Annotated in this window: 22 protein-coding genes; 8 read left to right on the top strand and 14 right to left on the bottom strand. The window is 71.7% G+C overall.

Going from position 1 to position 23,535, the window contains the following annotated elements; genetic code table 11:
- Nucleotides 1-28: 28 nt before the first annotated feature.
- Nucleotides 29-151 carry a hypothetical protein gene (locus tag ABZZ79_RS14965; protein WP_356689342.1) on the bottom strand — a complete coding sequence of 41 codons (123 nt, stop codon included), beginning with the start codon at nucleotides 149-151 and terminating at the stop codon, nucleotides 29-31.
- A 78-nt stretch (nucleotides 152-229) separates the two neighbouring features.
- Complete coding sequence (aspS, locus tag ABZZ79_RS14960; protein WP_356689341.1) at nucleotides 230-1,993, bottom strand: aspartate--tRNA ligase; 1,764 nt, start codon at nucleotides 1,991-1,993, stop codon at nucleotides 230-232.
- A 175-nt stretch (nucleotides 1,994-2,168) separates the two neighbouring features.
- Between aspS and ABZZ79_RS14955 the strand changes: the two genes are divergently transcribed.
- Nucleotides 2,169-4,319 carry a SpoIIE family protein phosphatase gene (locus ABZZ79_RS14955; RefSeq protein WP_356689340.1) on the top strand — a complete coding sequence of 717 codons (2,151 nt, stop codon included), beginning with the start codon at nucleotides 2,169-2,171 and terminating at the stop codon, nucleotides 4,317-4,319.
- Here ABZZ79_RS14955 and ABZZ79_RS14950 read toward each other — a convergent pair.
- The 7 genes from ABZZ79_RS14950 to ABZZ79_RS14920 all read right to left on the bottom strand — a co-directional run bounded on the left by ABZZ79_RS14950 (nucleotide 4,262) and on the right by ABZZ79_RS14920 (nucleotide 11,019).
- The gene (locus ABZZ79_RS14950) at nucleotides 4,262-5,356 is read right to left on the bottom strand and encodes an AI-2E family transporter (protein ID WP_356689339.1); all 1,095 of its coding nucleotides are present in this window, start codon (nucleotides 5,354-5,356) and stop codon (nucleotides 4,262-4,264) included. The genes ABZZ79_RS14955 and ABZZ79_RS14950 overlap by 58 nt on opposite strands.
- Nucleotides 5,357-5,466: 110 nt before the next feature.
- Complete coding sequence (locus tag ABZZ79_RS14945) at nucleotides 5,467-6,447, bottom strand: pirin family protein (RefSeq protein WP_356689338.1); 981 nt, start codon at nucleotides 6,445-6,447, stop codon at nucleotides 5,467-5,469.
- Between the two features lie 116 nt (nucleotides 6,448-6,563).
- Nucleotides 6,564-7,325: a tryptophan 2,3-dioxygenase family protein gene (locus ABZZ79_RS14940; RefSeq protein WP_356689337.1), complete on the bottom strand. Its 762-nt coding sequence runs from the start codon at nucleotides 7,323-7,325 to the stop codon at nucleotides 6,564-6,566.
- Entirely contained in the window at nucleotides 7,322-8,293 is a 972-nt protein-coding gene (locus ABZZ79_RS14935; RefSeq protein WP_356689336.1) for a diiron oxygenase, read from the bottom strand. The genes ABZZ79_RS14940 and ABZZ79_RS14935 overlap by 4 nt, the downstream gene beginning before the upstream one ends.
- Complete coding sequence (locus ABZZ79_RS14930; RefSeq protein ID WP_356689335.1) at nucleotides 8,244-9,503, bottom strand: aminotransferase class I/II-fold pyridoxal phosphate-dependent enzyme; 1,260 nt, start codon at nucleotides 9,501-9,503, stop codon at nucleotides 8,244-8,246. The genes ABZZ79_RS14935 and ABZZ79_RS14930 overlap by 50 nt, the downstream gene beginning before the upstream one ends.
- Nucleotides 9,500-10,402, bottom strand: coding sequence for an SDR family oxidoreductase (locus ABZZ79_RS14925; RefSeq protein WP_356689334.1), 903 nt, complete (start codon nucleotides 10,400-10,402; stop codon nucleotides 9,500-9,502). Before ABZZ79_RS14925 ends, ABZZ79_RS14930 begins: the two co-directional genes overlap by 4 nt.
- A 137-nt stretch (nucleotides 10,403-10,539) precedes the next feature.
- Entirely contained in the window at nucleotides 10,540-11,019 is a 480-nt protein-coding gene (locus tag ABZZ79_RS14920; RefSeq protein WP_356689333.1) for an SseB family protein, read from the bottom strand.
- Between the two features lie 153 nt (nucleotides 11,020-11,172).
- On the opposite strand from ABZZ79_RS14920, the gene ABZZ79_RS14915 reads away from it, so the two are divergent.
- The 3 genes from ABZZ79_RS14915 to ABZZ79_RS14905 all read left to right on the top strand — a co-directional run bounded on the left by ABZZ79_RS14915 (nucleotide 11,173) and on the right by ABZZ79_RS14905 (nucleotide 14,840).
- Nucleotides 11,173-13,014, top strand: a complete 1,842-nt coding sequence (locus ABZZ79_RS14915; protein WP_356689332.1) for an acyl-CoA dehydrogenase — start codon at nucleotides 11,173-11,175, stop codon at nucleotides 13,012-13,014.
- A gap of 188 nt (nucleotides 13,015-13,202) precedes the next feature.
- Entirely contained in the window at nucleotides 13,203-14,501 is a 1,299-nt protein-coding gene (locus ABZZ79_RS14910; RefSeq protein ID WP_356689331.1) for a M18 family aminopeptidase, read from the top strand.
- Between the two features lie 84 nt (nucleotides 14,502-14,585).
- Complete coding sequence (locus ABZZ79_RS14905; RefSeq protein ID WP_356689330.1) at nucleotides 14,586-14,840, top strand: DUF6458 family protein; 255 nt, start codon at nucleotides 14,586-14,588, stop codon at nucleotides 14,838-14,840.
- 18 nt (nucleotides 14,841-14,858) lie between these two features.
- Here the strand turns inward: ABZZ79_RS14905 and ABZZ79_RS14900 are convergent, their stop codons facing one another.
- Nucleotides 14,859-15,251: a cupin domain-containing protein gene (locus ABZZ79_RS14900; protein ID WP_356689329.1), complete on the bottom strand. Its 393-nt coding sequence runs from the start codon at nucleotides 15,249-15,251 to the stop codon at nucleotides 14,859-14,861.
- Between the two features lie 217 nt (nucleotides 15,252-15,468).
- On the opposite strand from ABZZ79_RS14900, the gene ABZZ79_RS14895 reads away from it, so the two are divergent.
- Complete coding sequence (locus tag ABZZ79_RS14895; protein ID WP_356689328.1) at nucleotides 15,469-16,467, top strand: helix-turn-helix domain-containing protein; 999 nt, start codon at nucleotides 15,469-15,471, stop codon at nucleotides 16,465-16,467.
- A complete protein-coding gene (locus ABZZ79_RS14890; protein WP_356689327.1) occupies nucleotides 16,464-16,958 on the top strand; it encodes an LURP-one-related family protein in 495 nt (164 codons plus the stop codon). The genes ABZZ79_RS14895 and ABZZ79_RS14890 overlap by 4 nt, the downstream gene beginning before the upstream one ends.
- A 24-nt stretch (nucleotides 16,959-16,982) precedes the next feature.
- On the opposite strand, the gene ABZZ79_RS14885 is transcribed toward ABZZ79_RS14890, so the two are convergent.
- Nucleotides 16,983-17,801 (bottom strand): carbon-nitrogen family hydrolase, encoded by an 819-nt coding sequence (locus ABZZ79_RS14885; RefSeq protein ID WP_356689326.1) that lies wholly within the window; start codon nucleotides 17,799-17,801, stop codon nucleotides 16,983-16,985.
- 182 nt (nucleotides 17,802-17,983) lie between these two features.
- Between ABZZ79_RS14885 and ABZZ79_RS14880 the strand changes: the two genes are divergently transcribed.
- Nucleotides 17,984-18,808 carry a maleylpyruvate isomerase family mycothiol-dependent enzyme gene (locus ABZZ79_RS14880; RefSeq protein ID WP_356689325.1) on the top strand — a complete coding sequence of 275 codons (825 nt, stop codon included), beginning with the start codon at nucleotides 17,984-17,986 and terminating at the stop codon, nucleotides 18,806-18,808.
- A gap of 150 nt (nucleotides 18,809-18,958) precedes the next feature.
- Here ABZZ79_RS14880 and ABZZ79_RS14875 read toward each other — a convergent pair whose 3' ends face one another.
- Nucleotides 18,959-20,278, bottom strand: coding sequence for an MFS transporter (locus ABZZ79_RS14875; RefSeq protein ID WP_356689324.1), 1,320 nt, complete (start codon nucleotides 20,276-20,278; stop codon nucleotides 18,959-18,961).
- Nucleotides 20,275-20,925, bottom strand: a complete 651-nt coding sequence (locus ABZZ79_RS14870) for a GntR family transcriptional regulator (protein WP_356689323.1) — start codon at nucleotides 20,923-20,925, stop codon at nucleotides 20,275-20,277. Before ABZZ79_RS14870 ends, ABZZ79_RS14875 begins: the two co-directional genes overlap by 4 nt.
- A gap of 186 nt (nucleotides 20,926-21,111) precedes the next feature.
- On the opposite strand from ABZZ79_RS14870, the gene ABZZ79_RS14865 reads away from it, so the two are divergent.
- A complete protein-coding gene (locus ABZZ79_RS14865; RefSeq protein WP_356689322.1) occupies nucleotides 21,112-22,008 on the top strand; it encodes a serine hydrolase in 897 nt (298 codons plus the stop codon).
- A 75-nt stretch (nucleotides 22,009-22,083) separates the two neighbouring features.
- Here ABZZ79_RS14865 and ABZZ79_RS14860 read toward each other — a convergent pair whose 3' ends face one another.
- Nucleotides 22,084-23,532 (bottom strand): dihydrolipoamide acetyltransferase family protein, encoded by a 1,449-nt coding sequence (locus tag ABZZ79_RS14860; RefSeq protein ID WP_356689321.1) that lies wholly within the window; start codon nucleotides 23,530-23,532, stop codon nucleotides 22,084-22,086.
- Nucleotides 23,533-23,535 lie beyond the last annotated feature (3 nt).

The raw sequence follows: 23,535 nt of genomic DNA, 5'->3' as shown, positions 1-23,535 counted from the left end.
TTCGCGGTGTGCCGCCCGACCGCGCGGCTCAGGTGCCGTTGTGCGTCGCGTCCCGGTCGACGCCCATCGTGATCGAGCCGACGACGCCCTTGGCGGTGCAGCGGTTCCCGTCATGCGAAGCGAAGCTAGGGACGCCCGCTGTCAGGAACATGAGCGGGAGCTGGGGACGAGCCCAGGAAACGCGAAGGCGCCCCGGACCCGAGGTCCGGGGCGCCTTCGCGCGTTCGCCTTACTTCGGCTGCGGCTTGCGCACCGACAGGTGCAGCTCCTTCAGCCGTGCCTCCTCCAGCTCCGTCGGCGCGCCCATCATCAGGTCCTGGGCGTTGCCGTTGAGCGGGAAGGAGATGGTCTCGCGGATGTTCGGCTCGTCGGCCAGGAGCATCACGATGCGGTCGACGCCGGGGGCGATGCCGCCGTGCGGCGGGGCGCCGAAGCGGAACGCGCGCAGCATGCCCGCGAACTTCTCCTCGACGGTCTCGCGGTCGTAGCCGGCGATCTCGAAGGCCTTGAGCATGATCTCCGGCTCGTGGTTCCGGATCGCGCCGGAGGACAGCTCGACGCCGTTGCAGACGATGTCGTACTGCCAGCCGAGGATGTCCAGCGGGTCCTGGGTCTGGAGGGCCTCCAGACCGCCCTGCGGCATGGAGAAGGGGTTGTGCGAGAAGTCGATCGCGCCGGTCTCCTCGTCCTTCTCGTACATCGGGAAGTCGACGATCCAGCAGAACCGGAAGACGCCCTCCTCGAAGTGCCCGGCACGCTTGGCGGCCTCGACCCGCACCGCGCCCATGATCTTCGAGACCTCGTCGAAGTCGCCCGCGCCGAAGAACACGGCGTGACCGGCCTCCAGGCCGAGGCGCTCGGTGAGGACCTTGACGTTCTCCTCGGTGAGGAACTTGGCGATCGGGCCGGACAGCGTGCCGTCCTCGCCGACGCGGACCCAGGCCAGGCCCTTGGCGCCCTGCGAGACCGCGAAGTCACCGAGCTGGTCGAAGAACTTGCGGGGCTGGGCGGAGACGTCCGGCACCGGCAGGGCGCGCACGTGCTTGCCGGCGAAGGCCTTGAACTCGCTGGCCTCGAAGACGTCGGTGATGTCGACGAGCTCCAGCTGGGCGCGCAGGTCCGGCTTGTCGGAGCCGTACTTCAGCATCGCCTCGCGGAACGGGATGCGCGGGAACGGCGAGGTGACGTGGCGGCCGCCGCCGAACTCCTCGAACAGCTCGGTCATGAGCTGCTCGATCGGGCGGAAGACGTCCTCCTGCTCGACGAAGCTCATCTCCACGTCGAGCTGGTAGAACTCGCCCGGCGAGCGGTCGGCGCGGGCGTCCTCGTCACGGAAGCAGGGCGCGATCTGGAAGTAGCGGTCGAAGCCGGAGATCATCAGCAGCTGCTTGAACTGCTGCGGGGCCTGGGGGAGGGCGTAGAACTTGCCCGGGTTCAGGCGGGAGGGCACGACGAAGTCGCGGGCGCCCTCGGGGGAGGTGGCGGACAGGATCGGCGTCGCCATCTCGTTGAAGCCCAGCGCCGTCATCTTGTGGCGGATCGCGGAGATGACCGCGGTGCGCAGCAGGATGTTGCGGTGCATGCGCTCGCGGCGCAGGTCGAGGAAGCGGTACTCCAGCCGCCGCTCCTCGTTGACCCCGTCCTCGGCGTTGATCGTGAAGGGAAGCGGGGCGGCGGCGCCGAGCAGCTCGACCTCGCCGACCTCGACCTCGATCTCGCCCGTGGGCAGCTCGGGGTTGATGTTCTCCGCGCCGCGGGAGACGGCCTTGCCGTCGATGCGGAGGGTGGACTCCTTGGAGATCTTGTCCAGGGCCTCGTACGCCGGGGTGCCGGGCCGGGCGACGAGCTGCGTGATGCCGTAGTGGTCGCGCAGATCGATGAAGAGGATGCCGCCCAGGTCGCGCCGATTGTGCAGCCAGCCGCTCAGCCGGACGTCGGTGCCGACGTCAGAGGCGCGGAGCTCGCCGCAGGTGTGGGACCTGTACCGATGCATCGTCGTTCGTCCAGCCTTCGTGGATCGGGGGCATGTTTCACGTGAAACACACCCAGGGTACCGGGCACGCGAAGATCGGCTTCCCCCATTGGGGGCGGGCCCGGGAGCCGCGCGGGCGGGCGGCCGGGACCCCCTTCGGTGGCAGGATGCGAACACCCTTTCCTAAAGTGGGGCAATGCGCACTGGTGAGCCCCTGCCCGCCGTGGAGCAGGTTCTTGCCTCTCTCGCGACCGGCCTGTGGCACTGGGACACGTCGACAGGCCTGGTCAGAGTGGACGCGGAGGCCTCTCGGCTGCTCGGGTTGCCCGCCGAGGCGGCGACGCTCACCGAGCCCCAGGTGCGGGCCCGGCTGCATCCGGTGGACTGGAACGAGATCACCGGCGTCGTGCAGCTCGCGGTCGCCGAGAGCACCCTCGCCGAGGTCCGCATCCGGATCATGGACGAGCACGGCCGGATCGTCCGGGTCGTCCGCAGCCGCTCCAAGCCCTCCTACGACCGCCGGAAACGGGCCTACGAACTGATCGGCACCCTCCAGGAGGTCACCGAGCCGGTGCCGGGCGTCTCCGTGAACGGGACCACGGTCACCGGGGACTGGCGGCGCTCGCGCGAGGCGTTCCTGCTGGACGCGGGCCGGGCCCTGGCCGAGGCGCGCTCCACCGCCGAGGTGCTGCGGGTGGCGGCCGCGCTGTCGATGCCGGGGTTCTCCCCGGACGGGCTGGCGGTGTTCGGCGTCTCGGGCGACCGGCTTACGGTCATCGGCCATCACGGGCACCGGCCCGGCGACGAGGGTCCCTTCGCGCACATGTCCGTGGACACCGCCTATCCGGCCGCCGACGTGGTGCGCACCGGCCGGGCCGTGTATCTGGCCTCCCCGGACGACTACGGCCGCCGCTATCCGCTCACCTGGCCGCTGGCCCAGCAGTTCGGCCGCCAGTCGTGGGCGTTCCTGCCGCTGACCGTCGCCGGGCGCACCATCGGCGCCTGGATGGCCGCCTTCACCTACCCGGTGGCCTTCACCCCGGACGAGCGCTCGGTGCTGACGACGGTGGCCCGGATGCTGGCCCAGGCGCTGTCGCGCGCCGGGGCCGCGGAGTCGGAGCGGGAGCTGACCGACGGGCTCCAGCGCTCGATGCTGCCCACCCTGGGCCCCGAGATCCCGGGCATGACCGTGACCGCCCGCTACATCCCGACCGGCGGCGGCCTCCAGGTGGGCGGCGACTGGTACGACCTGATCCCGCTGCCCAACGGGCGGATCGCGCTGGTCATCGGGGATGTGCAGGGGCACGACGTGCGGGCGGCCGGGCTGATGGGGCAGCTGCGGACAGCCCTGCGGGCGTACGCCTCGGAGGGGCACCGCCCCGACGCCGTGCTCTCGCGTGCCTCCCGCTTCCTGCACGGCATCGGCCACACCGGCGACGACCCCGCCGATGTGCGCTTCGCGACCTGTCTGTACGTCGAGGTCGACCCGGTCACCGGAGTGGCGGAGGCGGCCCGCGCGGGGCATCTGGACCCGGTGATCCGGATGCCGGACGGCACGGTGCTGGTCCGGGCCACCGCGGGCGGGCTGCCGCTGGGCATCGACCCGGACACCGACTACCCCACCACCCGGCTGGCCCTGGAGCCGGGCGAGATCATGATGATCTGCACCGACGGCCTGATGGAGACCGGCGGGCACGACCTGGACACCGGCTGGTCCCGCATCCGCCGCATCCTGGAGGGGCACGACGGCGACCTGGACGAGCTGGCCGACCATCTGGTGCAGGCCGTGCACGGGCCGTCCTCGCACCACACGACGGGCCCGCTGGCCGACCGGCGCGAGGACGACATCGCCTTCCTGCTGCTGTGCCGGCAGGGCGAGGGCTGCGGGTGCGGGGACGCCGTGGCCGTACGGGCGCCGGTGCGGCGCACCATGCTGACCGTGGCGCAGGCCGAGCCGGAGCGGATCGCGGTGGCCCGCCAGCATCTGCGGGAGCTGCTGCACGACTGGGCGTCCCAGGACCAGCTCGACTCGGCGGTGCTGCTGGTGTCGGAGATGCTGACCAACGTCCTGGTGCACACCGACGCCGACGCACTGCTGGTCGCCGAGGTCACCGGGCAGGGCCGGCGGCGGCTGAGGGTGGAGGTCACCGACACCAGCGACGACCTGCCGCACAAGCGCCACCCCGGGGAGCTGGCCTCCTCCGGGCGCGGTCTGGTGCTGATCGAGCTGCTCGCCGACGCGTGGGGGGTCGCGCCGCGCGGAGAGGGCAAGAGCATCTGGTTCGACCTCTACGAGGGCGACGGCTCCGAGGACTCCGTCGGCCCCGAGGACGGTGCCGGCCCCTGAGGCGCGTACCGCGCCCGCAGCTCGTGCAGCACGCCGAACGCCGCGGCCGTCACCGGCACGGCCAGCAGCATGCCGAGGATGCCAGCGACGGAGGCACCCGCGGTGATGGTGACCATGACGACCGCCGGGTGCATCTGCACGGTCCGGCTCTGGATCATCGGCTGGAGGACATGCCCCTCCAGCACCTGCACGGCGAGCACCACGCCGAGCGCCCACAGCGCGATCACGACCCCCCGGTCGGCGAGCGCGACCAGCACGGCCACGGCCCCGGAGATGAACGCGCCGAGGTAGGGGATGTAGGCGCCGACGAGCACCAGCGCGCCCAGCCCGAACGCCCCCGGCACGTCCAGGACGAGCAGGCCGACGGTGATGCAGACGGAGTCGATGAGGGCGATCAGGGTGGTGCCGCGCATGAACCCCTCGACGGCGTGGAAGGCGCGCCGGGCGATGGCCTCCAGGAAGTCCCCACTGCCCTTGGGGGCGAGGGAGCGCAGGGTGTCGGCGGCCTTGTAGGAGTCGCGCAGGAAGAAGAAGACCAGCAGCAGGGCGAGCACGGCCATGGCGATGGCCTCGCCGACCACGCTGACCCCGCTGATCACCCCGGAGGCCGCGGTGCTGCCGAAGCGCGACAGCAGGCTGCGGGAGTTGGAGGCGATGTCGGCGAGGGAGGTGCCGGCCGCCCCGAAGTGCTCGGCGATCGACCGGGCCGCGTCCCTGAGGGAGGCGGTGATCTGGTCGCCGGAGTCGATGAGCGCGGCGACGACGATGTAGACGGCGCCGCCGACGACGGCGACCACGGCGACACAGGTCAGCGCGGCGGCCGGCGTCCGGTGCAGATGCGCCTTGACGAGCCGCCGGTGGAAGGGCCGGAGCAGGGCGGTGCCGAGCAGCGCGAGCAGCACCGGCACCACCGCCGTGCGGAACTCCACGCACAGCTGGACGGCGACCCAGCCGACCCCCGCGACGAGCAGGGCGAGCGCGCACCAGGCGGCGACCCGGCGGGCGGGGCGGGGCAGAAGGGCTGCGGAGTCCTGCATCCTCCCAGCGGATCACGCCACGGGCGGGCTGTCCTGTGCGGACGGCCCGCCCGGGTGAAGGGGCTTGACGAGACGTCAGGCACCGGTGCCTGGTGGTTCCCGTCGGCCGGTCAGGCGCCCTCGGGGCCCTTCTCGTCCATGCCGTGGACGACCGGGATGGTGCCGAGGCGGCCCTTCTGGAAGTCCTCGAAGGCCTGGACGAGTTCTTCCTGGGTGTTCATCACGAACGGGCCGTAGTGGGCCATGGGCTCACGGATCGGCCTGCCGCCCAGCAGGACGACCTCCAGGTCCGGGGTGTGGGAGTCCTGCTTGTCGTCGGCGCGGACGGTCAGCGAGGAGCCGGAGCCGAACACGGCGGTCTGGCCCAGGTGGACCGGGCGGCGGTCGGTGCCGACGGTGCCGCGGCCGGCGAGCACATAGGCCAGCGCGTTGAAGTCCTCGCGCCAGGGCAGGGTGATCTCCGCGCCCGGCGCCAGCGTGGCGTGGAGCATGGTGATCGGCGTGTGGGTGACGCCCGGACCGGCGTGGCCGTCCAGCTCGCCGGCGATGACGCGCAGCAGTGCGCCGCCGTCGGGGGAGGTGAGCAGCTGGACGCTGCCGCCGCGGATGTCCTGGTAGCGCGGAGCCATCATCTTGTCGCCGGCCGGCAGGTTCACCCACAGCTGGAGTCCGTGGAAGAGGCCGCCCGACATCACCAGGTGCTCCGGCGGCGCCTCGATGTGGAGCAGACCCGAGCCGGCCGTCATCCACTGGGTGTCGCCGTTGGTGATCGTGCCGCCGCCGCCCTGGCTGTCCTGGTGGTCGAAGATGCCGTCGATGATGTAGGTGACGGTCTCGAAGCCGCGGTGCGGGTGCCAGGGGGTGCCCTTGGGCTCGCCCGGCGCGTAGTCCACCTCACCCATCTGGTCCATCATGATGAACGGGTCCAGATGCCGGTAGTTGATCCCGGCGAACGCTCGGCGCACCGGGAAGCCCTCGCCCTCGAAGCCGCTCGGCGCGGTGGTGACGGCGAGCACGGGACGTGCCACGGCTTGGCCCGGCGCGGCCACGCGGGGCAGAAGCAGCGGGTTCTCGACGGTCACTGCAGGCATGTTGGTACCTCCTTGTGCTCCGATTTTAGTTGACTGTTGAACTTCCCGCCACCTCGCAACGAAGAATGCCCGGAGGGAATTCCCTCCGGGCACCGGATCAGGCCACTCGACGACGCTCAGCTCCGCCCGCGCGCCTCCCACAGTTCGGGGAAGAACCGGTAGGACGCGCGGGCCCGCAGATAGGCCGCGCCCGTGCTGCCGCCGCTCCCCCGCGCGCCGCCGATCTGCCGCTGCACCACCGCCACATGCCGCTCCCGCCACCGCGCCCAGCCCCGGTCGTACGCCAGCAGCGCCACCATCAGCTCCCCCGCGGCCGTGTCGCCGCGCACGATCTCGTCGTAGGCGGCTCTGCGTTCCGTACGGCTGGCGCAGGCGAACCCGCGGGCGCGCAGAACGGCGAGAAACGCCTCCCACAGCGTCGGTTCCAGCATCCGCCGGTCCACGCGCGCCCGCTCGGCGGTGGTCAGCCAGGCCCCGCCGTCCTCCAGGACCCCGTCCGTACGGCCCGACAGCGCCTCGATCTCGTGGAACTGCGCCGACTGGGCCCCGCTGGCCGTGCCGAGCGCGCCCCGGAAGGCCCGGAAGTCCGCGGGCTCCATCGTATCCAGCAGCCCCAGCGCCGCCACCAGCGCGCCCTCGATCTCCCGGCAGCGGTGCAGCCTGCGCGCCGGTACGGCCGTCTCGCCCGCGAGCATCCGGTCGCGGGCGTCGGTCAGCTCGGCCAGCAGCAGCTTGAACCACAGCTCGTGCACCTGGTGCACGACGATGAACAGCTCCTCGTCATGGGCCGCGCCGCCCCCGCGCGGGCTCTGCTGGGTGAGCAGACCGGGCAGGCGCAGGTACTCGGCGTAGGTCAGGGTCGCGGTCGACTGGTTCATGCGTGCTCCTCGTGTCCGGCGTCGCTTCCGTCGCCCAGGCCGTGGGCCGCGAAGTGCTCGCGGACGCCGGGCAGTTCGAAGACGCCCACCGCGGCGCACAGCCGCAGCAGGGCGCGGGCCATCTCGTTCAGCCGCCGGTCCCCGGGCCCGCCGCCGTAGGTGTCGGCCACCACCTGCCGCGCGGTGTCCGCGTCCAGCCCGGCCAGCCGCAGCGAGGCGTGCACCGGGGCGAGGTCCCAGGTCAGGGCGGCCCGGATCAGGGCGGGCAGGGCGCGGGCGGCCCGCGCCCGGTCGCTCGGGGAGAGGCGGACCCACAGCTCCTTGAAGAACAGGGAGAAGAACCGGTGGTGGCGGCCCTCGTCCCGGGCGTGGTCGCGCAGCAGATCGCGCACCGGCGCGGCGACGGTCCGGTCCCCCGGCACCTCGTTCAGCACGGCGGTGATCAGCGTCTCGAACACCACCGCCTGGAGCAGTTCGGCCAGCTGCGGCGCCCCGGGCAGCAGCTCGTGCCCGGTCTCCCGCAGCCGCTGCACGAACCCGCCGTAGTCCCAGTCGGGCACCGCGATGCCGGTGACGCCCGCGATCTGGTCGGCGAGGTCGAGGCTGTACAGGGCGTGGTAACCCTCGTCGCAGTAGACCTTGAAGGCGTCCAGGCGCACCGCGGCGGGCAGGTCGAGGCCGGCCCGGCCGTTGGCGACCGGCTCGGCGGCCACGTTGACGACCCTCGTCTCCAGATGGGTGGTCGACAGCAGGAACTGGTACAGGTGCCGCACCGTCAGCTCCCGCACCCGCTCCGGCGGCAGCAGCCGTACGGCCTCGTGGCCGGTGTAGGGCACCAGTTCGACAGGGAAGAAGACCTTGCCGTGCTCGGCCTCCTCGTGGAACATCCGGCGTACTCCGGTACGTACGCCCGCCTGCTCATACCAGCGGTCGAGCGGACCCGGCGACGCGGTCACGTCCCTCGCCACGGGCACCTCCCTTCGATTCGAGGAACCGGCCGAGCCGGGTCAGGGCCTCGGCGACGACGGCGCCGTCGAGGGTGTGGCAGACGCGGAACCAGCCCGGCCGCGGGGCGTGGAAGGCCTCGCCGGGCAGGACGCTGACGCGGGTGCGGTCGAGGATCTCCCGCCACAGCTCCCGCTCCCCCTCGAAGCCGGGGCCGGGCAGCCAGGCGCCCAGGTCGGCCCAGAGGGAGCAGCCCGCCTGCGCGGGGGCGTGCGGGATGCCGTACGCGGTGAGCAGCCCGGCCGCCGCGTCGTGCGAGACGGCGAGGCGGCGGCGGTTCTCGGCGAGGAACGCGGCGACCCGGCCGGGGTCGGCGAGCAGGTCGGCGAGGACGGCCTGGGTGTGGGTGGACAGCGGGGCGAAGTAGGCGAGGGCCCGCGCGGCCTCCCGCAGCTCCGGGTCCCGGGTGTGCAGCACGCCCGCCTTCAGGCCGGGCAGCGCGAAGTCCTTGGCGAAGCCCCAGACGGTGTGCACCCGCGCCTCGGGGAAGGTACGCAGGCTGACGAAGGGGCCGTCGAACACCGACCCCGCGTAGATCTCGTCGGCGATCAGGTCCACGTCGTACTCGGCCGCGAGGCCGGCCAGCTCCGCCAGCAGGGCGGGCGGGTGAACGCGTCCGGTGGGGTTGGCGGGCGAGGCCAGCGCGATCGCCCGGACGGCCGTGCCCGCGCGCCGGGCCGCGTACAGCACCCGGCACACCGACTCCGGGGACAGCCCGTGCCCGTCGGCCGGGTCCGGCAGCGCGGGCAGCAGCACGGCGCCGGAACGGCCCGCGAGGTCGGTGTCGAACGCCCCGTAGTACGGCGTCGGTACGACGATCCCGTCGCCGGGGTCGCACAGCGCGGTGGCGACGACGTCCAGCGCGGCCGTCGCCCCGGCGACGACGACCAGGTCCTCCGGGTCGATGCCGTCGCCGAGGTGGGCCGCGATCCGTTCGCGCAGCTCCCGGGTGCCGTACAGGGGCGCGTAGCGGGTGCTCGCGTCGTCGAGCGGCGGCGGCCGGTACCCGGTGTGCAGATCGGTGAGCAGCCGGTTCTCCGCGGTGCCGAGGTTGAGCCAGCCGTCGGGGCGCAGCCGGGCGTCGTAGGGGTACGCCTCGGCCCGGAAGTGCGCCTCGGCGATGGCCGGGCTGCTGGAGAGCAGGCGGGCGGCCTGCCGGGAGGGCGGGGTCATCGTGGCGCTCCGGCGGGGTCGGGGGAGACCGGCGCCACGGGCGGGGCGCCCACGGCCTGCCCGGCGGACCCGGCGGCGGGTGTCGGCCACGCGGGGCCGTGGTCCAGCACCCCCGGGCCCGTGAGCAGCCCGGGATGGGCGCCCAGGCCCATCGACGCGTCGATCACCGCCCCGTGCAGCACCCCGGACCCGGCGCCCGCCACCCACCAGACCAGCTCGGCGATCTCCTCGGGGCTGATCAGCCGCCCGCGGGGCAGCGCGGCCTCGACGGCGGCGCGGCGCTCGACGCTGAGGCCCGCGAGGGTGCTGGCCTCGAACATCGCCGTCTCCACGGCCCCGGGGCAGACGGCGACGACGTCCACGCTCGCGTGGGCCAGCTCGGCGGCCAGATGCCGGGTGAGATAGGCCAGCGCGGCCTTGCTCATGCCGTCGGCGAGCCGGAAGCCGGGGAAGGGCGCCACCCCGCCGCCGACGCTGGAGACGTTGACGACCTTGCCGCCGCCGCGCTCCAGCATGCCCGGCAGCACCTGCTGGACGAGCCAGAGCGGGCCGACGGCGTTGATCTGGAGGAACGCCGCGTCCCTGACGTGGTCGGGCCCGGGGACGTAGGTCTCGACGGTCCGGGAGCCGACCGCCGCGTTGTTGACCAGCACGTCGACCGGGCCGGGCAGCTCGGCCAGCAGCCGCTGGTGGTCGTCCCACTCGCCCTGCCGGAAGGCGAAGGCCCGCACCGGGCGGGCACCCGTCCGGGCGAGCCGGGCGACGAGTTCCGCCGCGCGGGCGTGCCCCGAGTGGTAGGTGAACCAGACGTGGTCACCGGCTCTGGCGAACCGTTCCACACACGCCCGGCCTATGCCGGCCGAGCCTCCGGTGATCAGTACGTTCCGTGCAGCCGCCATCGAGGTCCCCAGGAAGTGCGCTGTCCCACATGCTCATTCACTGGGAATGTAGGGAGAACGCGGGGGCACGGGCCGTGGGACGCCCGACAGGGGCGGTACTACATGAGGTCGGCCGGCAGGGCGGCGGACGCCTGCCGTCAGCCGTACATCCTGCGCATGGCGAACTCGACCATCTGCTCCACGGCCTTGGCGTCGAACACCATCCGGTGCTCGCCCTCCATGTCGAGGACGAAGCCGTAGCCGGTGGGGAGCAGGTCGATCACCTCGGAGCCGGTGATGACGAAGTACTTGGACTCCTTGCCCGCGTACCGGCGCAGTTCCTTCAGCGAGGTGAACATGGGGATCACCGGCTGCTGGGTGTTGTGCAGGGCGAGGAAGCCGGGGTTGTCGCCGCGCGGGCAGTAGACCTTCGAGGTGGCGAAGACCTGCTGGAAGTCCTCGGCGGCCAGCTGGCCCGTGGTGAAGGCCCGCACCGCGTCGGCGAGCGAGGGCGGCGACGGCTCCGGGTACAGCGGCGGCTGCTGGCCGTACCCGGCCCCACCGGGCATCTGCTGCTGCGGCGTGGCGTACTGCTGCTGCGCAGCGCCCCCGTCCATCGGCTGGCCGTATCCGTACATGGGCGCAAGGGTACCGAGTAGACCCTTCTCACACTCGGCCCGCTGGGGGTTGCTTCTTATTACTGGCGGGTAGCATCATCGTAGACACTTGCTGGTACGTGAATCAGGTGCGAGGAGTCAGTGCCTCGCCGATCTCTCTACGGAGCCGTCGCCATGGGGCACTACAAGTCCAATCTCCGCGACATCGAGTTCAACCTCTTCGAAGTGCTCGGGCGCGACAAGCTGTACGGCACCGGCCCGTTCGAGGAGATGGACACCGACACCGCCAAGAGCGTCCTGGAGGAGCTGACGCGGCTCGCCGAGAACGAGCTGGCCGAGTCCTTCACCGACGCCGACCGCAACCCGCCGGTCTTCGACCCGGAGACCAGCACCGCGCCGGTCCCGCCGTCCTTCAAGAAGAGCTACAAGGCCTTCATGGACTCGGAGTACTGGCGTCTGGGCCTGTCCGAGGAGATCGGCGGCACCACCGCCCCGCCGTCCCTGATCTGGGCGTACGCGGAGCTGATCCTCGGCGCCAACCCGGCCGTGTGGATGTACTCCTCCGGTCCGGCGTTCGCCAACATCCTCTTCGAGGAGGGCAACGAGGTCCAGAAGAAGATCGCCCGGATCGCCGTCGAGAAGACCTGGGGATCCACCATGGTCCTCACCGAGCCGGACGCCGGCTCGGACGTCGGCGCCGGCCGCACCAAGGCCGTGCAGCAGGAGGACGGCTCCTGGCACATCGAGGGCGTGAAGCGCTTCATCACCTCCGGTGAGCACGACATGGAGGAGAACATCCTCCACTACGTCCTCGCCCGCCCCGAGGGCGCCGGCCCCGGCACCAAGGGCCTGTCCCTCTTCCTCGTCCCGAAGTACCTGTTCGACTTCGAGACCGGCGAGCTGGGCGAGCGCAACGGCGCCTACGCCACCAACGTCGAGCACAAGATGGGCCTGAAGGCCTCCAACACCTGCGAGATGACCTTCGGCGACCGGCACCCCGCCAAGGGCTGGCTGATCGGCGACAAGCACGACGGCATCCGCCAGATGTTCCGCATCATCGAGTTCGCCCGCATGATGGTCGGCACGAAGGCGATCTCCACCCTCTCCACGGGCTACCTCAACGCCCTGGAGTACGCCAAGGAGCGCGTCCAGGGTCCCGACCTGGCGCAGTTCATGGACAAGGCCGCGCCCAAGGTCACCATCACCCACCACCCCGACGTGCGCCGCTCGCTGATGACGCAGAAGGCGTACGCGGAGGGCATGCGCGCCCTCGTCCTCTACACCGCCTCCGTCCAGGACGCGATCGCGGTCAAGGAGGCGAGCGGCGAGGACGCCAAGACCGAGCACGCGCTCAACGACCTGCTCCTGCCCATTGTCAAGGGCTACGGCTCCGAGAAGGGCTACGAGCAGCTCGCCCAGTCGCTGCAGACCTTCGGCGGCTCCGGGTTCCTCCAGGAGTACCCGATCGAGCAGTACATCCGGGACGCCAAGATCGACACCCTCTACGAGGGCACCACGGCGATCCAGGGCCAGGACTTCTTCTTCCGGAAGATCGTCCGCAACCAGGGCGCGGCCCTGAACAGCCTGGCCGAGGACATCAAGAAGTTCCTGGCGCTCGGCACCGGCGGCGACGAGCTGGCCGGCGCCCGCGAGCACCTGGCCAAGGCTGCCGTCGAGCTGGAGGCCATCGTCGGCCTGATGCTCACCGACCTCGCGGCCACCGAGCAGGACGTCAAGAACATCTACAAGGTGGGCCTGAACACCACCCGCCTGCTGCTGGCCTCCGGCGACGTCGTCGTCGGCTACCTGCTGCTCAAGGGCGCGGCCGTGGCCGCCGAGAAGCTGGAGACGGCCTCCGCGAAGCCTGTGTCCGCCAAGGATGTGGCGTTCTACACCGGCAAGATCGCGGCGGCGAAGTTCTTCGCGGCCAACGTCCTGCCCGGCGTGACCCTCGCCCGCAAGGTCTCCGAGAACGTCGAGCTGGACCTCATGGAGCTCGACGAGGCCGCGTTCTAGCAGTTCCCGGGCCGAGGGGCAATCGGTCGGACCGGGCCGCGACCCCGGCCTGATCCGACCGGCCGCCCCCCGGATCCACCTGGCCTTTCCGACCTGTCCGGACACGTCCGGCAGCCGGTCCACGCCCCGACGAGGGCCCGCTCCCCAAGCACGGGAGCGGGCCCTCGTCCGTCGTTAAGGTGAACCCCATGACCCAACCCCCACGCAGCGACCGCAGCCACACCGACGACCTCATGTCCTTCCTGACAGCCAGCCCGACGCCGTACCACGCCGTGGCGAGCGTGGCCGAGCGGCTGGAGAAGGCAGGATTCCGCCAGGTCGCGGAGACGGACGCCTGGGACGGCACGAGCGGCGGCAAGTACGTGACGCGCGGCGGCGCCGTAGTCGCCTGGTACGTCCCCGAAGGAGCTGCGCCCCACACGCCGTTCCGGATCGTCGGCGCGCACACCGACTCGCCCAACCTGCGGGTCAAGCCGCAGCCCGACGCCGGCGCGCACGGCTGGCGGCAGGTGGCCGTGGAGATCTACGGCGGACCGCTGCTGAACTCCTGGCTCGACCGCGATCTGGGCCTGGCCGGCCGGCTGACCCTGCGGGACGGCTCCACGCGCCTGGTCAACGTCGACCGGCCGCTGCTGCGCGTGCCCCAGCTGGCCATCCATCTGGACCGGTCGGTGTCCTCGGAGGGTCTCAAGCTCGACAAGCAGCGCCACCTCCAGCCCGTGTGGGGGCTCGGCGACTCCGTGCGCGACGGCGACCTGATCGCCTTCCTGGAGCAGGAGTCCGGCATCCCGGCCGGCGAGGTCCTGGGCTGGGACCTGATGACGCACTCCGTGGAGGCACCCGCCTACCTCGGCCGCGACCGCGAGCTGCTGGCCGGGCCGCGGATGGACAACCTGCTGTCGGTGCACGCCGGGGTCACGTCCCTGACGGCCGCCGCGGCGAGCGGGGCGGACCTCACCTCCGTCCCGGTGCTGGCCGCCTTCGACCACGAGGAGAACGGCTCCCAGTCCGACACCGGCGCCGACGGCCCGCTGCTCGGGGGTGTCCTGGAGCGCTCGGTGTTCGCCCGCGGCGGAGCCTACGAGGACCGGGCCCGTGCCTTCGCCGGCACCGTCTGTCTGTCCTCCGACACGGGCCACGCCGTGCACCCCAACTACGCCGAGCGCCACGACCCGACGCACCACCCCCGGGTCGACGGCGGCCCCATCCTCAAGGTGAACGTCAACAACCGCTACGCCACCGACGGTTCGGGCCGCGCGGTGTTCGCCGCGGCCTGCGAGAGAGCGGGCGTGCCCTTCCAGACCTTCGTCTCGCACAACTCCATGCCCTGCGGCACCACGATCGGCCCGATCACCGCCGCCCGGCACGGCATCCACACCGTCGACATCGGCGTGGCGATCCTCTCCATGCACAGCGCCCGCGAACTGTGCGGCGTACAGGATCCCTCCCTCCTGACGCGGGCTCTGACGGCGTTCCTGGAAGGCTGATCCGCCCCTCCCAGGTGTTCGGACGAAGGGTCCGGGTACCCGGACCCTTCGAACAGACAGGGCATATCTGGGAGGGAGGCTGGGATGGGCCTGGGAGGCTGCATCATCCTGATCGCCGTGGGAGCGATTCTCACGTTCGCGACGGACTGGGACATGAAGGGGGTGAACCTCGACGTGGTCGGGGTCATCCTCATGGCCGTGGGCCTGATCGGCGTCTCGACGTTCAGCAGCATCGCCCGGCGCAGGCGGGTGGTGGTGCCGCCGGCGACGCCGGTGGTCGACGACGACGTACACCGCCACCACCACCGCGACGGCTACCACGACGGCTACGGCGTGTGAGCCGGCCGGCCGCGTGAGTCAGCCGAGCCGGTGCCCGGTCGTCTCGTCCACATGGTCCGGGACCTCCTCGTGGCGGTCGCCGACCGTCGAGGTGCCGGTGGGCTCCAGCAGGAGGATCTCGGTGGGGACGGGCGCGTAGGGCTTGTGCTCGGTGCCGCGCGGCACGGTGAAGACGGACCCTCGCGGGAGCTTCACCGTGCGCTCGCCCGTCTCCTCGCGCAGGGCGATGTGCAGTTCGCCGGTCAGGACGAGGAAGAACTCGTCGGTGTCGTCGTGGACGTGCCACAGGTGCTCGCCCTCGACCTTGGCGACCCGGACGTCGTAGTCGTTGACGGTGGTGACGATGCGCGGGCTCCACTGCCGGCTGAAGGAGGCGAGGGCGGCGGCCAGGGCGACGGGTTCGTTGGTCATGCCTCGATCCTGGCCGCTGGCACGCGACCGCCGCGAGTGCTAGTGCCCCGGCAGGCAGCGTTTGCCCGTCAAGGAGCGGCGTCCGGCGCGTGCTCTCGGTGTGCCGGGTGCAGGCCCTCGTACTGGATGTACTTGGGTCTGTGCCCGGTGCGGCGAGAGGGCGTGCCGGGCGTCGCGACGGGGCGAACGTTGCCTGTCGGGGCACTAGTAATCGCATATGCCGCAAGGATCCTCTCAGCAGCCGCACCGGGTCGCGGTGATCGTCGACGAGGGGGCGAACCCCTTCGAAGTGGGCGTCGCCACCGAGCTGTTCGGACTGCCGAGGCCCGAGCTGGGGCTGCCCGGACCGCTGTACGAGGTGACGCTGTGCACGCCGACCCGCAGTGTGCGCATGAACCACGGCTTCTTCGCGATGACCGGCACCGCGGATCTGGACGCCGTGGACGCCGCCGACACCCTCGTCGTACCGGGCCGTCCCGACAACGTCGTACCGCGCGGGCCCGCCGTCCTGGACGCCATCCGCCGCACCCACGCGCGCGGGGCGCGCGTGCTGAGCTTCTGCACGGGCAGCTTCGCGCTCGCCGAGGCCGGGCTGCTCGACGGGCGCCGGGCCACCACGCACTGGATGTGGGCCGACGCCTTCCGCGTGCTGCATCCCCGGGTGCGGCTGGAGCCCGACGTGCTCTTCGTGGACGAGGGGGAGATCCTCACCGCCGCGGGCAGCGCCGCCGCGCTCGACCTCGGGCTGTATGTCGTCCGGCGCGACCACGGCGCCGAGATCGCCAACGCCGTCTCCCGGCGGCTGGCCTTCGCCGCCCACCGGGACGGCGGCCAGCGCCAGTTCGTGGAACGGCCGGTCCCGCAGATCCGCGACGAGTCCCTGGCCCCGCTCCTGGCCTGGGCGCAGGAACGCCTTGCCGACTCCCTGGCGGTGGCGGACCTGGCCGCCCGCGCCGCGGTCTCCCCCGCGACCCTGCACCGCCGCTTCCGGTCCCAGCTCGGCACGACGCCGCTGGCGTGGCTGACGGCGGAGAGAGTGACCCTGGCCTGCCGCCTCATCGAACGCGGCGAGGACCGGCTGGACGTCGTCGCCCGCGAGAGTGGTCTCGGAACGGCCGCGAACCTGCGGGTGCACGTGCGGCGGGGGACGGGGCTCAGCCCATCGGCCTACAGACGGCGTTTCGGACCGGCCGCCGGGGAACCCGTGGTGACATGAGATTTCTCGTGCGCGACCGGCTGCTCGGCTTGGGTGAGGACTACTGGATCGAGGACGACCGCGGCAACAAGGTGTTCCTCGTCGACGGCAAGGCGATGCGCCTGCGCGACACCTTCGAGGTGAAGGACGCCCAGGGACGGGTGCTGATCGACATCCGGCAGAAGATGTTCGCCCTGCGCGACACCATGGTGATCGAACGGGATGGCGAGCCGCTCGCCACGATCCGCCGCAAACGGCTCTCCCTGCTGCGCAACCACTACCGCGTGTCCCTGGCGGACGGCTCCACGGAACTGGACGTCAGCGGCCGGATCGCCGACCGCGAGTTCGCGGTCGAGTACGACGGCGAACTGCTGGCCGTCATCTCCCGCAGGTGGCTGCACGTCCGCGACACCTACGGCGTGGACGTCGTGCGCGAGGACGCCGACCCCGCCCTGCTGATCGCGGTGGCCGTGTGCGTGATCCACCTGGCGGAGAAGGAACGGGGGGACTGACCTCCGCGTCCGCGCGGGCCGGGTTCAGCGGCGGGGCGGCTCCAGGCCGAGGACGCGGTCCTTCAGGGCCGGGAACTGCGCACGGGTCGCCGCCACCTTCGACGGGTCGAGGTCGACGGTGAGGATCTCCTCGTCCGGCCCCGCCTGCGCGAGCACCTCACCCCAGGGGTCGACCACGATCGAGTGACCGGCCTGCGGAACTCCGGCATGCGTCCCGGCCGTTCCGCAGGCGAGGACGAACGCCTGGTTCTCCACCGCCCGCGCCTGGGCCAGCAGCGTCCAGTGGGCCCGCCGCCGCTCCGGCCAGCCCGCCGGGACGACCAGCGTCTCGGCGCCGGCGTCGACGAGCCCGCGGAAGAGTTCGGGGAAGCGGAGGTCGTAGCAGGTCGCCACCCCGAGGGTCGTCTCGGGCAGACGGACCGTCACCAGTTCGCTGCCCGCGCTCATCAGCACGGCCTCGCCCTTGTCGAAGCCGAAGCGGTGGATCTTGCGGTACACGGCGGCCAGGTCGCCGGTCGGGGCGAACACGAGCGAGGTGTTGTAGAGCGGCCCCTCACCCTCGGCCGAGCCGTCGGCGCGGATGCCGCGTTCGGGAAAGGACCCGGCGTGCAGCCACACGCCCGCGTCGCTCGCCGCCTTGGCCATGGCCTCGTACGTCGGGCCGTGCAGCGGCTCGGCCTCGCGCCCGAACTCCTCGTAGGCGAAGGCCCCGGTGGTCCACAGCTCCGGCAGCACGACGAGGTCCGCCCCGGCCTGTTCCCGCACGAGCGCGGCGACCCGCTCCCGGCGGGAGGCGACCGATTCGCCCTCGTCTACGGCGATCTGGAGAAGGGAAGCGCGCACAGTACCACCGTCCTGGCATTCGAGTTGTCCACTCGGGCCTACGATCGTCACACGAAAGCACTGCCGGGGTGCCTCGCAGCAGCGTAACTTAACGTCTCAAGACACCCGCCGACAGCCGCCACCTCCCACTGGCAACGCCGCCAGAACCTGCCCGTGCTCCGACCGCCGAGGGGTCCCGTTCCGTGAGTCTGCATCCCACCCTCCAGCCCTACGCCGACGCCTGGACCCATTCCATCGACGCGATATCCGAGCTCGTGCAGGGGCTGGTGGAGGCCGACTGGAACCGCCGCACCCCGTGCCCGGCCTGGTCCGTGCGCGACATCGTCTCCCATGTCATCGGCCTGGACTCCGAGATGCTCGGCGACCCGCGCCCGATCCACACCCTCCCGCGCGACCTGTTCCACGTCACCAACGAGCACCAGCGGTACATGGAGATGCAGGTCGACGTCCGCCGTCACCACACCTCGCCGGAGATGACCGCCGAGCTGGAGTACACGGTCATCCGCCGCAACCGCCAGCTGCGCAACGAGTCCCGTGACCCCGGCACCAAGGTCCGCGGCCCGCTCGCCGCCGATTTGACGCTGGAGGAGGCCATGCGCGGCCACGCCTTCGAGATGTGGGTGCACGAGCAGGATCTGCGCACCGCCCTCGGCCGCCCCGGCAACCTCGACTCCCCCGGCGCCCATATCGCCCGTGACCTGCTGCTGGATCTCCTCCCCGCCGTCGTCGCCACCCGCGCGAACGCCCCGCGCAGCTCGGCCGTCGTCTTCGACGTGCATGGCCCCGTCGAGTTCCTGCGCACCATCCGCGTCGACATCCAGGGCCGCGGCACGCTCGAAACCGCCCCCGCCCTCGGCCCCGCCGCCGCCTTCACCCTCGACTGGGAGACCTATGTCCGCCTCGCCTGCGGCCGCGTGACCCCCGAGTCCGCCGCCGACCGCGTCAAGGCGGAGGGCGACCCGGAGCTGACCAAGGCGATCCTGGCGAACTTCACGGTGACGAAGTAACACCGGCCGGGCCCGGTCGAGGACGACGGCGCCTCGGCCGCGGTGTTTTTCGGAGCACCACCTGACGTCCCGTTCCGGCTGGTGGGCGGGCAAGGGCCCGGGGGTCCGGGGGCGGAGCCCCCGGTGGCCGGGCGAGAACGTGCCCTCGCTTCACACAGGGACGTGCACCGAGGACACCCTGCTCGCGACCAGCCGCTCCCGCTCCCGCCGAGCCGCGCGCCTGCGCAACCGCAGTATCTGCGCGACACCGAACCCCTGGAGAAGGAACACCACGGAGAAGGCGACCCGATAGTCGTCCCCCGTCGCGTCCAGCAACACCCCCACCGCGAACAGCGTCGTCATGGAGGCGACGAAGCCCCCCATATTGGTGATGCCGGAGGCCGTCCCCTGCCGCTCGGGCGGATTCGCCGGCCGCGCGAAGTCGAACCCGAGCATCGACGCCGGCCCACACGCCCCCAGCACCGCGCACAGCACGACGAGCAGCCACATCGGCGCCGTCTCCCCGGGCCAGTACAGCGTGACCGCCCACAGCAGCGCCGTCGCCGCCACGGTCCCGAGCGCCAACGGCAGCCGCGCCCCGTGATGCCGCGCGACGATCTGGCCGTAGACGAGCCCCACCGCCATGTTGGACAGCACGACGAGCGTCAGCAGCGCCCCCGCCGTCCCCCGGCTGAGCCCCTGCGCCTCGACCAGGAACGGCAGCCCCCACAGCAGCAGGAACACCATCGCCGGGAACTGGGTCGTGAAGTGCACCCACAGCCCCAGCCGGGTCCCCGGCTCCCGCCAGGACGCCGCGATCTGCCGGCGCACATACGCGGTCCCCTGATGCGACAGCGGCTCCGGCTCGTGCCCCTCGGGGTAGTCCCGCAGGAACAGCAGCAACAGCACGAAGACCACCAGCCCCGCCACCGCGCTGCCGGCGAACGCGGCCGTCCAGCCGACCCCGTGCAGCAGCCGGGCCAGCACCAGCGTGGAGACGAGGTTGCCCGCCATCCCCACCAGCCCCGCGAGCTGCGCGATCAGCGGCCCGCGCCGCGCGGGGAACCACCGCGTGCCGAGCCGCAGCACGCTGATGAACGTCATCGCGTCCCCGCACCCGAGCAGCGCCCGCGAGGCCAGCGCCGTCCCGTACGAGGGGGAGAAGGCGAAGCCCAGCTGCCCCGCCGTGAACAGGATCACGCCGAGGCCGAGCACCTTCTTGGTGCCGAGCCGGTCCACGAGCAGCCCGACGGGTATCTGCATCCCGGCGTAGACCAGCAGCTGGAGGATGGAGAAGGTCGACAGGGCCGAGGCGTTCACGTCGAAGCGGTCGGCCGCGTCGAGGCCCGCGACCCCCAGCGACGTACGGAAGATGACGGCGACGAAGTAGACGCAGACGCCGACGCCCCAGACGGCGACCGCGCGCCGCCCGCCTGGGGGTGCCCCCTTCGGGGGAGGGTCGCCCGGCAGTGCGGGTGCGACGGCGCTCATCGCACCTCTCCCCGGGCCAGGAGGGAGAACCAGCCGACGTGCCGGTGGACCCGCTCGACAGCGGCCTCCGCGTCCCCGGCGCGCAGCGCGTCGAGGATCTCCTGGTGCTCGGTGATGTTCTTGGCGATGCGGTCGGGGTGGGAGTGCATCACGGCCACGCCCATGCGCAGCTGCCGGTCACGCAGCTGGTCGTAGAGGCGGGAGAGGATCTCGTTGCCGCCACTGCGGACGATCTCGGCGTGGAAGCAGCGGTCGGTGACCGCGACGGCGGCCAGGTCGCCCTCGGCGGCCTGCCGCTTCTGCCGTTCCAGCAGTTCCTCCAGGCGCTCGACGAGCCCGGCGGGCGCGGGGACGGCCTTGCGCGCGGCGTGCTCCTCGACGAGCAGCCGGGTCTCGACCACGTCCGCGATCTCCTGCGCGGAGACGGGCAGCACCAGGGCGCCCTTCTTCGGGTAGAGCTTGATCAGCCCTTCGGCCTCCAGGCGCAGCAGCGCCTCGCGCACCGGGGTGCGGGACACCCCCACGGCCTCGGCGAGCTCGCCCTCGGTGAGCAGCGTGCCGCCTTCGTAACGGCGGTCGAGGACGCCCTGTTTGACGTGACTGTAGACGCGTTCGGCGGCGGGTGGTTGCTTCACGGCCATGGTCATGCCGACAGGATAGATACAACACGTACGCATGCGACCCACCGTCCAGGATCCGGGACCGAGAATCCCTGGAATCGGAGCACAACCATTCAGCGCCCCCGTGTGTCTCACCTTTGCGGCCCTGTTGCACCCTCTCAACTCGGACGCGACAAAAGAGACTTGACGATAAAATTCGGGGTAATTCTCTTGATGAGTAGCATTTCGGGCGCCCGGATCCGCAGAGCCATCACGGTCGGGCTCACCACCGGCGCGATGATCGCCGCGGGCGCGGCCGTCGCCGCTCCCGCGCAGGCCCTCACGGTGCCCACCATCACCGCCAAGGGCGGGTTCGTGATGAACGCCGCGACCGGTGCGACGCTGTACACGAAGTACGGCGACACCAAGAGGCTGACGGCCTCCACCACCAAGATCATGACGGCCAAGGTCGTGCTCTCGCAGGCGAACCTGAACCTGGACACCAAGGTCACGATCCGGAAGGAGGTCAGCGACTACATCGTCTCCAAGGGCGCCTCGTCGGCCCGGCTGATCGTCGGCGACAAGGTGAGCGTCCGCCAGCTCCTCTACGGGATGATGCTGCCGTCCGGCTGTGACGCCGCGATGGCCCTCGCCGACAAGTTCGGCACCGGCACGACGGTCAAGGCCCGCACCGCCAACTTCATCGGCAAGATGAACACCATGGCCAAGAGCCTGGGCATGACCAACACGCACTTCGACTCGTTCGACGGCATCAGCAACGGCTCCAACTACTCGACGCCGCGCGACCTGACGAAGCTCGCGCGCAGCACGATGAAGAGCACCACGTTCCGGGCCGTCGTGAAGACGAAGTCGTACACGGCCAAGACGGTCACCAAGACCGGCTCCATCCGCACGATGGCGCCCTGGAACAACACCAACACCCTGCTCGGCTGGAACGGCACGCTCGGCGTCAAGACCGGCTCCGGCCCCGACGCCAAGTACTGCCTGGTCTTCGCCGCCACGCTCAACGGCGAGCAGGTCATGGGCGCCGTCCTGTCCTCCTCCTCGGAGGCCAACCGCACGGCGGACGTGAAGAAGCTGATCACCTACGGCTACGCCCGCATCAGCTGACGCACCGGCACGCAATGACGGAAGGGGCCCGTCGCCTGAGTGGCGACGGGCCCCTTCCGTGTGTCAGCTACGGGCTCACGCCCAGGTGATCAGCCGCTTGGGCTGCTCCAGGATCGCCGCGAGGTCCGCGAGCACCTTGGAGCCGAGCTCGCCGTCGACCAGGCGGTGGTCGAAGGACAGCGCCAGAGTGGTCACCTGACGCGGCTTCACCTTGCCCTTGTGGACCCACGGCTGGAGCTTGATCGCGCCGACCGCGAGGATCGCCGACTCGCCCGGGTTGAGGATCGGGGTGCCGGTGTCGACGCCGAAGACGCCGACGTTGGTGATCGTCACGGTGCCGCCCTGCATCGCCGCGGGCGAGGTCCTGCCCTCGCGCGCGGTGGACACCAGTTCACCCAGCGCCTCAGCGAGCTGCGGCAGCGTCTTGTCGTGCGCGTCCTTGATGTTCGGCACGATCAGACCGCGCGGGGTGGCCGCGGCGATGCCCAGGTTGACGTAGCGCTTGAGCACGATCTCCTGGTTCGCCTCGTCCCAGGACGCGTTGATGTCCGGGTTGCGCCTGATGGCGACCAGCAGGGCCTTGGCGACCAGCAGCAGCGGGTTGACCCGCAGCCCCTGCATCTCCTTGTCCTGCTTGAGCTCCTCGACGAGCCTCATCGTGCGCGTGACGTCGACCGTGACGAACTCGGTGACGTGCGGCGCGGTGAACGCCGAGCCGACCATCGCCGCGGCCGTCGCCTTGCGGACGCCCTTGACCGGGATACGGGTCTCGCGCCCGGTGTCGGACGACGCCTGGGGCGCGGCCGCGGGGGCGACGGCCGCCGGGGCCGGCACGGCGGCCGGAGCCGGGGCCTGCGGCTCGGGAGCCGCCGCCTTGTGCACGTCCTCACGGGTGATGATGCCGTCCGGGCCGGTCGGGACGACCGTGGCCAGGTCGACTCCCAGGTCCTTGGCGAGCTTGCGCACCGGCGGCTTGGCCAGCGGGCGCTCCCCGGCCGGGGCGGCGGGCGCGGGAGCCGGGGCCGCGGGAGCCGGGGCGGCGGGGGCCGGGGCCGCGGGGGCGCGGCCGTTCAGCTCGGCCTGCACTGCGGCCTGGACCGCCTTGGCCTCCGTGCCCTTGCGCGGGCGGCGCTTGGTGGAGGTGGCGGCCACGCCGTAGCCCACGAGGACCGGCTGGCGGCGCTGCGGCTCGGCCTCCTCCTCGACGGCCGGGACCGGCTCCTGGACGGGGGCGGGCGCGGCCGGCTCGGCGGGGGCGGCGCCGCCGGAGACGTCCACCGCGATGATGGACGTGCCCACGTCGACCGTGGTGCCCTCGGGGAAGTGCAGGGAGCGCACCACACCGTCGTAGGGGATGGGCAGTTCGACGGCCGCCTTGGCGGTCTCGACCTCGCACACCACCTGGCCGTCGGTGACGGTGTCACCGACCTGGACGTACCACTTGAGGATCTCGGCCTCGGTGAGTCCCTCGCCCACGTCGGGCATCTTGAACTCGCGCACGGACGCTTCAGTCATCGTCGTCACGAC

This window comes from Streptomyces sp. NPDC006458, assembly GCF_040612135.1.
Taxonomy (GTDB): Bacteria; Actinomycetota; Actinomycetes; order Streptomycetales; family Streptomycetaceae; genus Streptomyces.
Note: the sequence above shows the minus strand (reverse complement) of the source record. Positions and strands in the feature narration are given on the sequence as shown.

Coding starts and splice junctions, on each gene's coding strand:
- ABZZ79_RS14870 (WP_356689323.1), bottom strand. CDS start 20,925: ATGACCATGGCCGTGAAGCAACCACCCGCCGCCGAACGCGTCTACAGT.
- ABZZ79_RS14920 (WP_356689333.1), bottom strand. CDS start 11,019: ATGTACGGATACGGCCAGCCGATGGACGGGGGCGCTGCGCAGCAGCAG.
- ABZZ79_RS14930 (WP_356689335.1), bottom strand. CDS start 9,503: ATGACCCCGCCCTCCCGGCAGGCCGCCCGCCTGCTCTCCAGCAGCCCG.
- ABZZ79_RS14945 (WP_356689338.1), bottom strand. CDS start 6,447: ATGCCTGCAGTGACCGTCGAGAACCCGCTGCTTCTGCCCCGCGTGGCC.
- ABZZ79_RS14905 (WP_356689330.1), top strand. CDS start 14,586: ATGGGCCTGGGAGGCTGCATCATCCTGATCGCCGTGGGAGCGATTCTC.
- ABZZ79_RS14900 (WP_356689329.1), bottom strand. CDS start 15,251: ATGACCAACGAACCCGTCGCCCTGGCCGCCGCCCTCGCCTCCTTCAGC.
- ABZZ79_RS14965 (WP_356689342.1), bottom strand. CDS start 151: ATGTTCCTGACAGCGGGCGTCCCTAGCTTCGCTTCGCATGACGGGAAC.
- ABZZ79_RS14925 (WP_356689334.1), bottom strand. CDS start 10,402: ATGGCGGCTGCACGGAACGTACTGATCACCGGAGGCTCGGCCGGCATA.
- ABZZ79_RS14910 (WP_356689331.1), top strand. CDS start 13,203: ATGACCCAACCCCCACGCAGCGACCGCAGCCACACCGACGACCTCATG.
- ABZZ79_RS14955 (WP_356689340.1), top strand. CDS start 2,169: ATGCGCACTGGTGAGCCCCTGCCCGCCGTGGAGCAGGTTCTTGCCTCT.
- ABZZ79_RS14950 (WP_356689339.1), bottom strand. CDS start 5,356: ATGCAGGACTCCGCAGCCCTTCTGCCCCGCCCCGCCCGCCGGGTCGCC.
- ABZZ79_RS14915 (WP_356689332.1), top strand. CDS start 11,173: ATGGGGCACTACAAGTCCAATCTCCGCGACATCGAGTTCAACCTCTTC.
- ABZZ79_RS14940 (WP_356689337.1), bottom strand. CDS start 7,325: ATGAACCAGTCGACCGCGACCCTGACCTACGCCGAGTACCTGCGCCTG.
- ABZZ79_RS14895 (WP_356689328.1), top strand. CDS start 15,469: ATGCCGCAAGGATCCTCTCAGCAGCCGCACCGGGTCGCGGTGATCGTC.
- ABZZ79_RS14890 (WP_356689327.1), top strand. CDS start 16,464: ATGAGATTTCTCGTGCGCGACCGGCTGCTCGGCTTGGGTGAGGACTAC.
- ABZZ79_RS14865 (WP_356689322.1), top strand. CDS start 21,112: ATGAGTAGCATTTCGGGCGCCCGGATCCGCAGAGCCATCACGGTCGGG.
- aspS (WP_356689341.1), bottom strand. CDS start 1,993: ATGCATCGGTACAGGTCCCACACCTGCGGCGAGCTCCGCGCCTCTGAC.
- ABZZ79_RS14875 (WP_356689324.1), bottom strand. CDS start 20,278: ATGAGCGCCGTCGCACCCGCACTGCCGGGCGACCCTCCCCCGAAGGGG.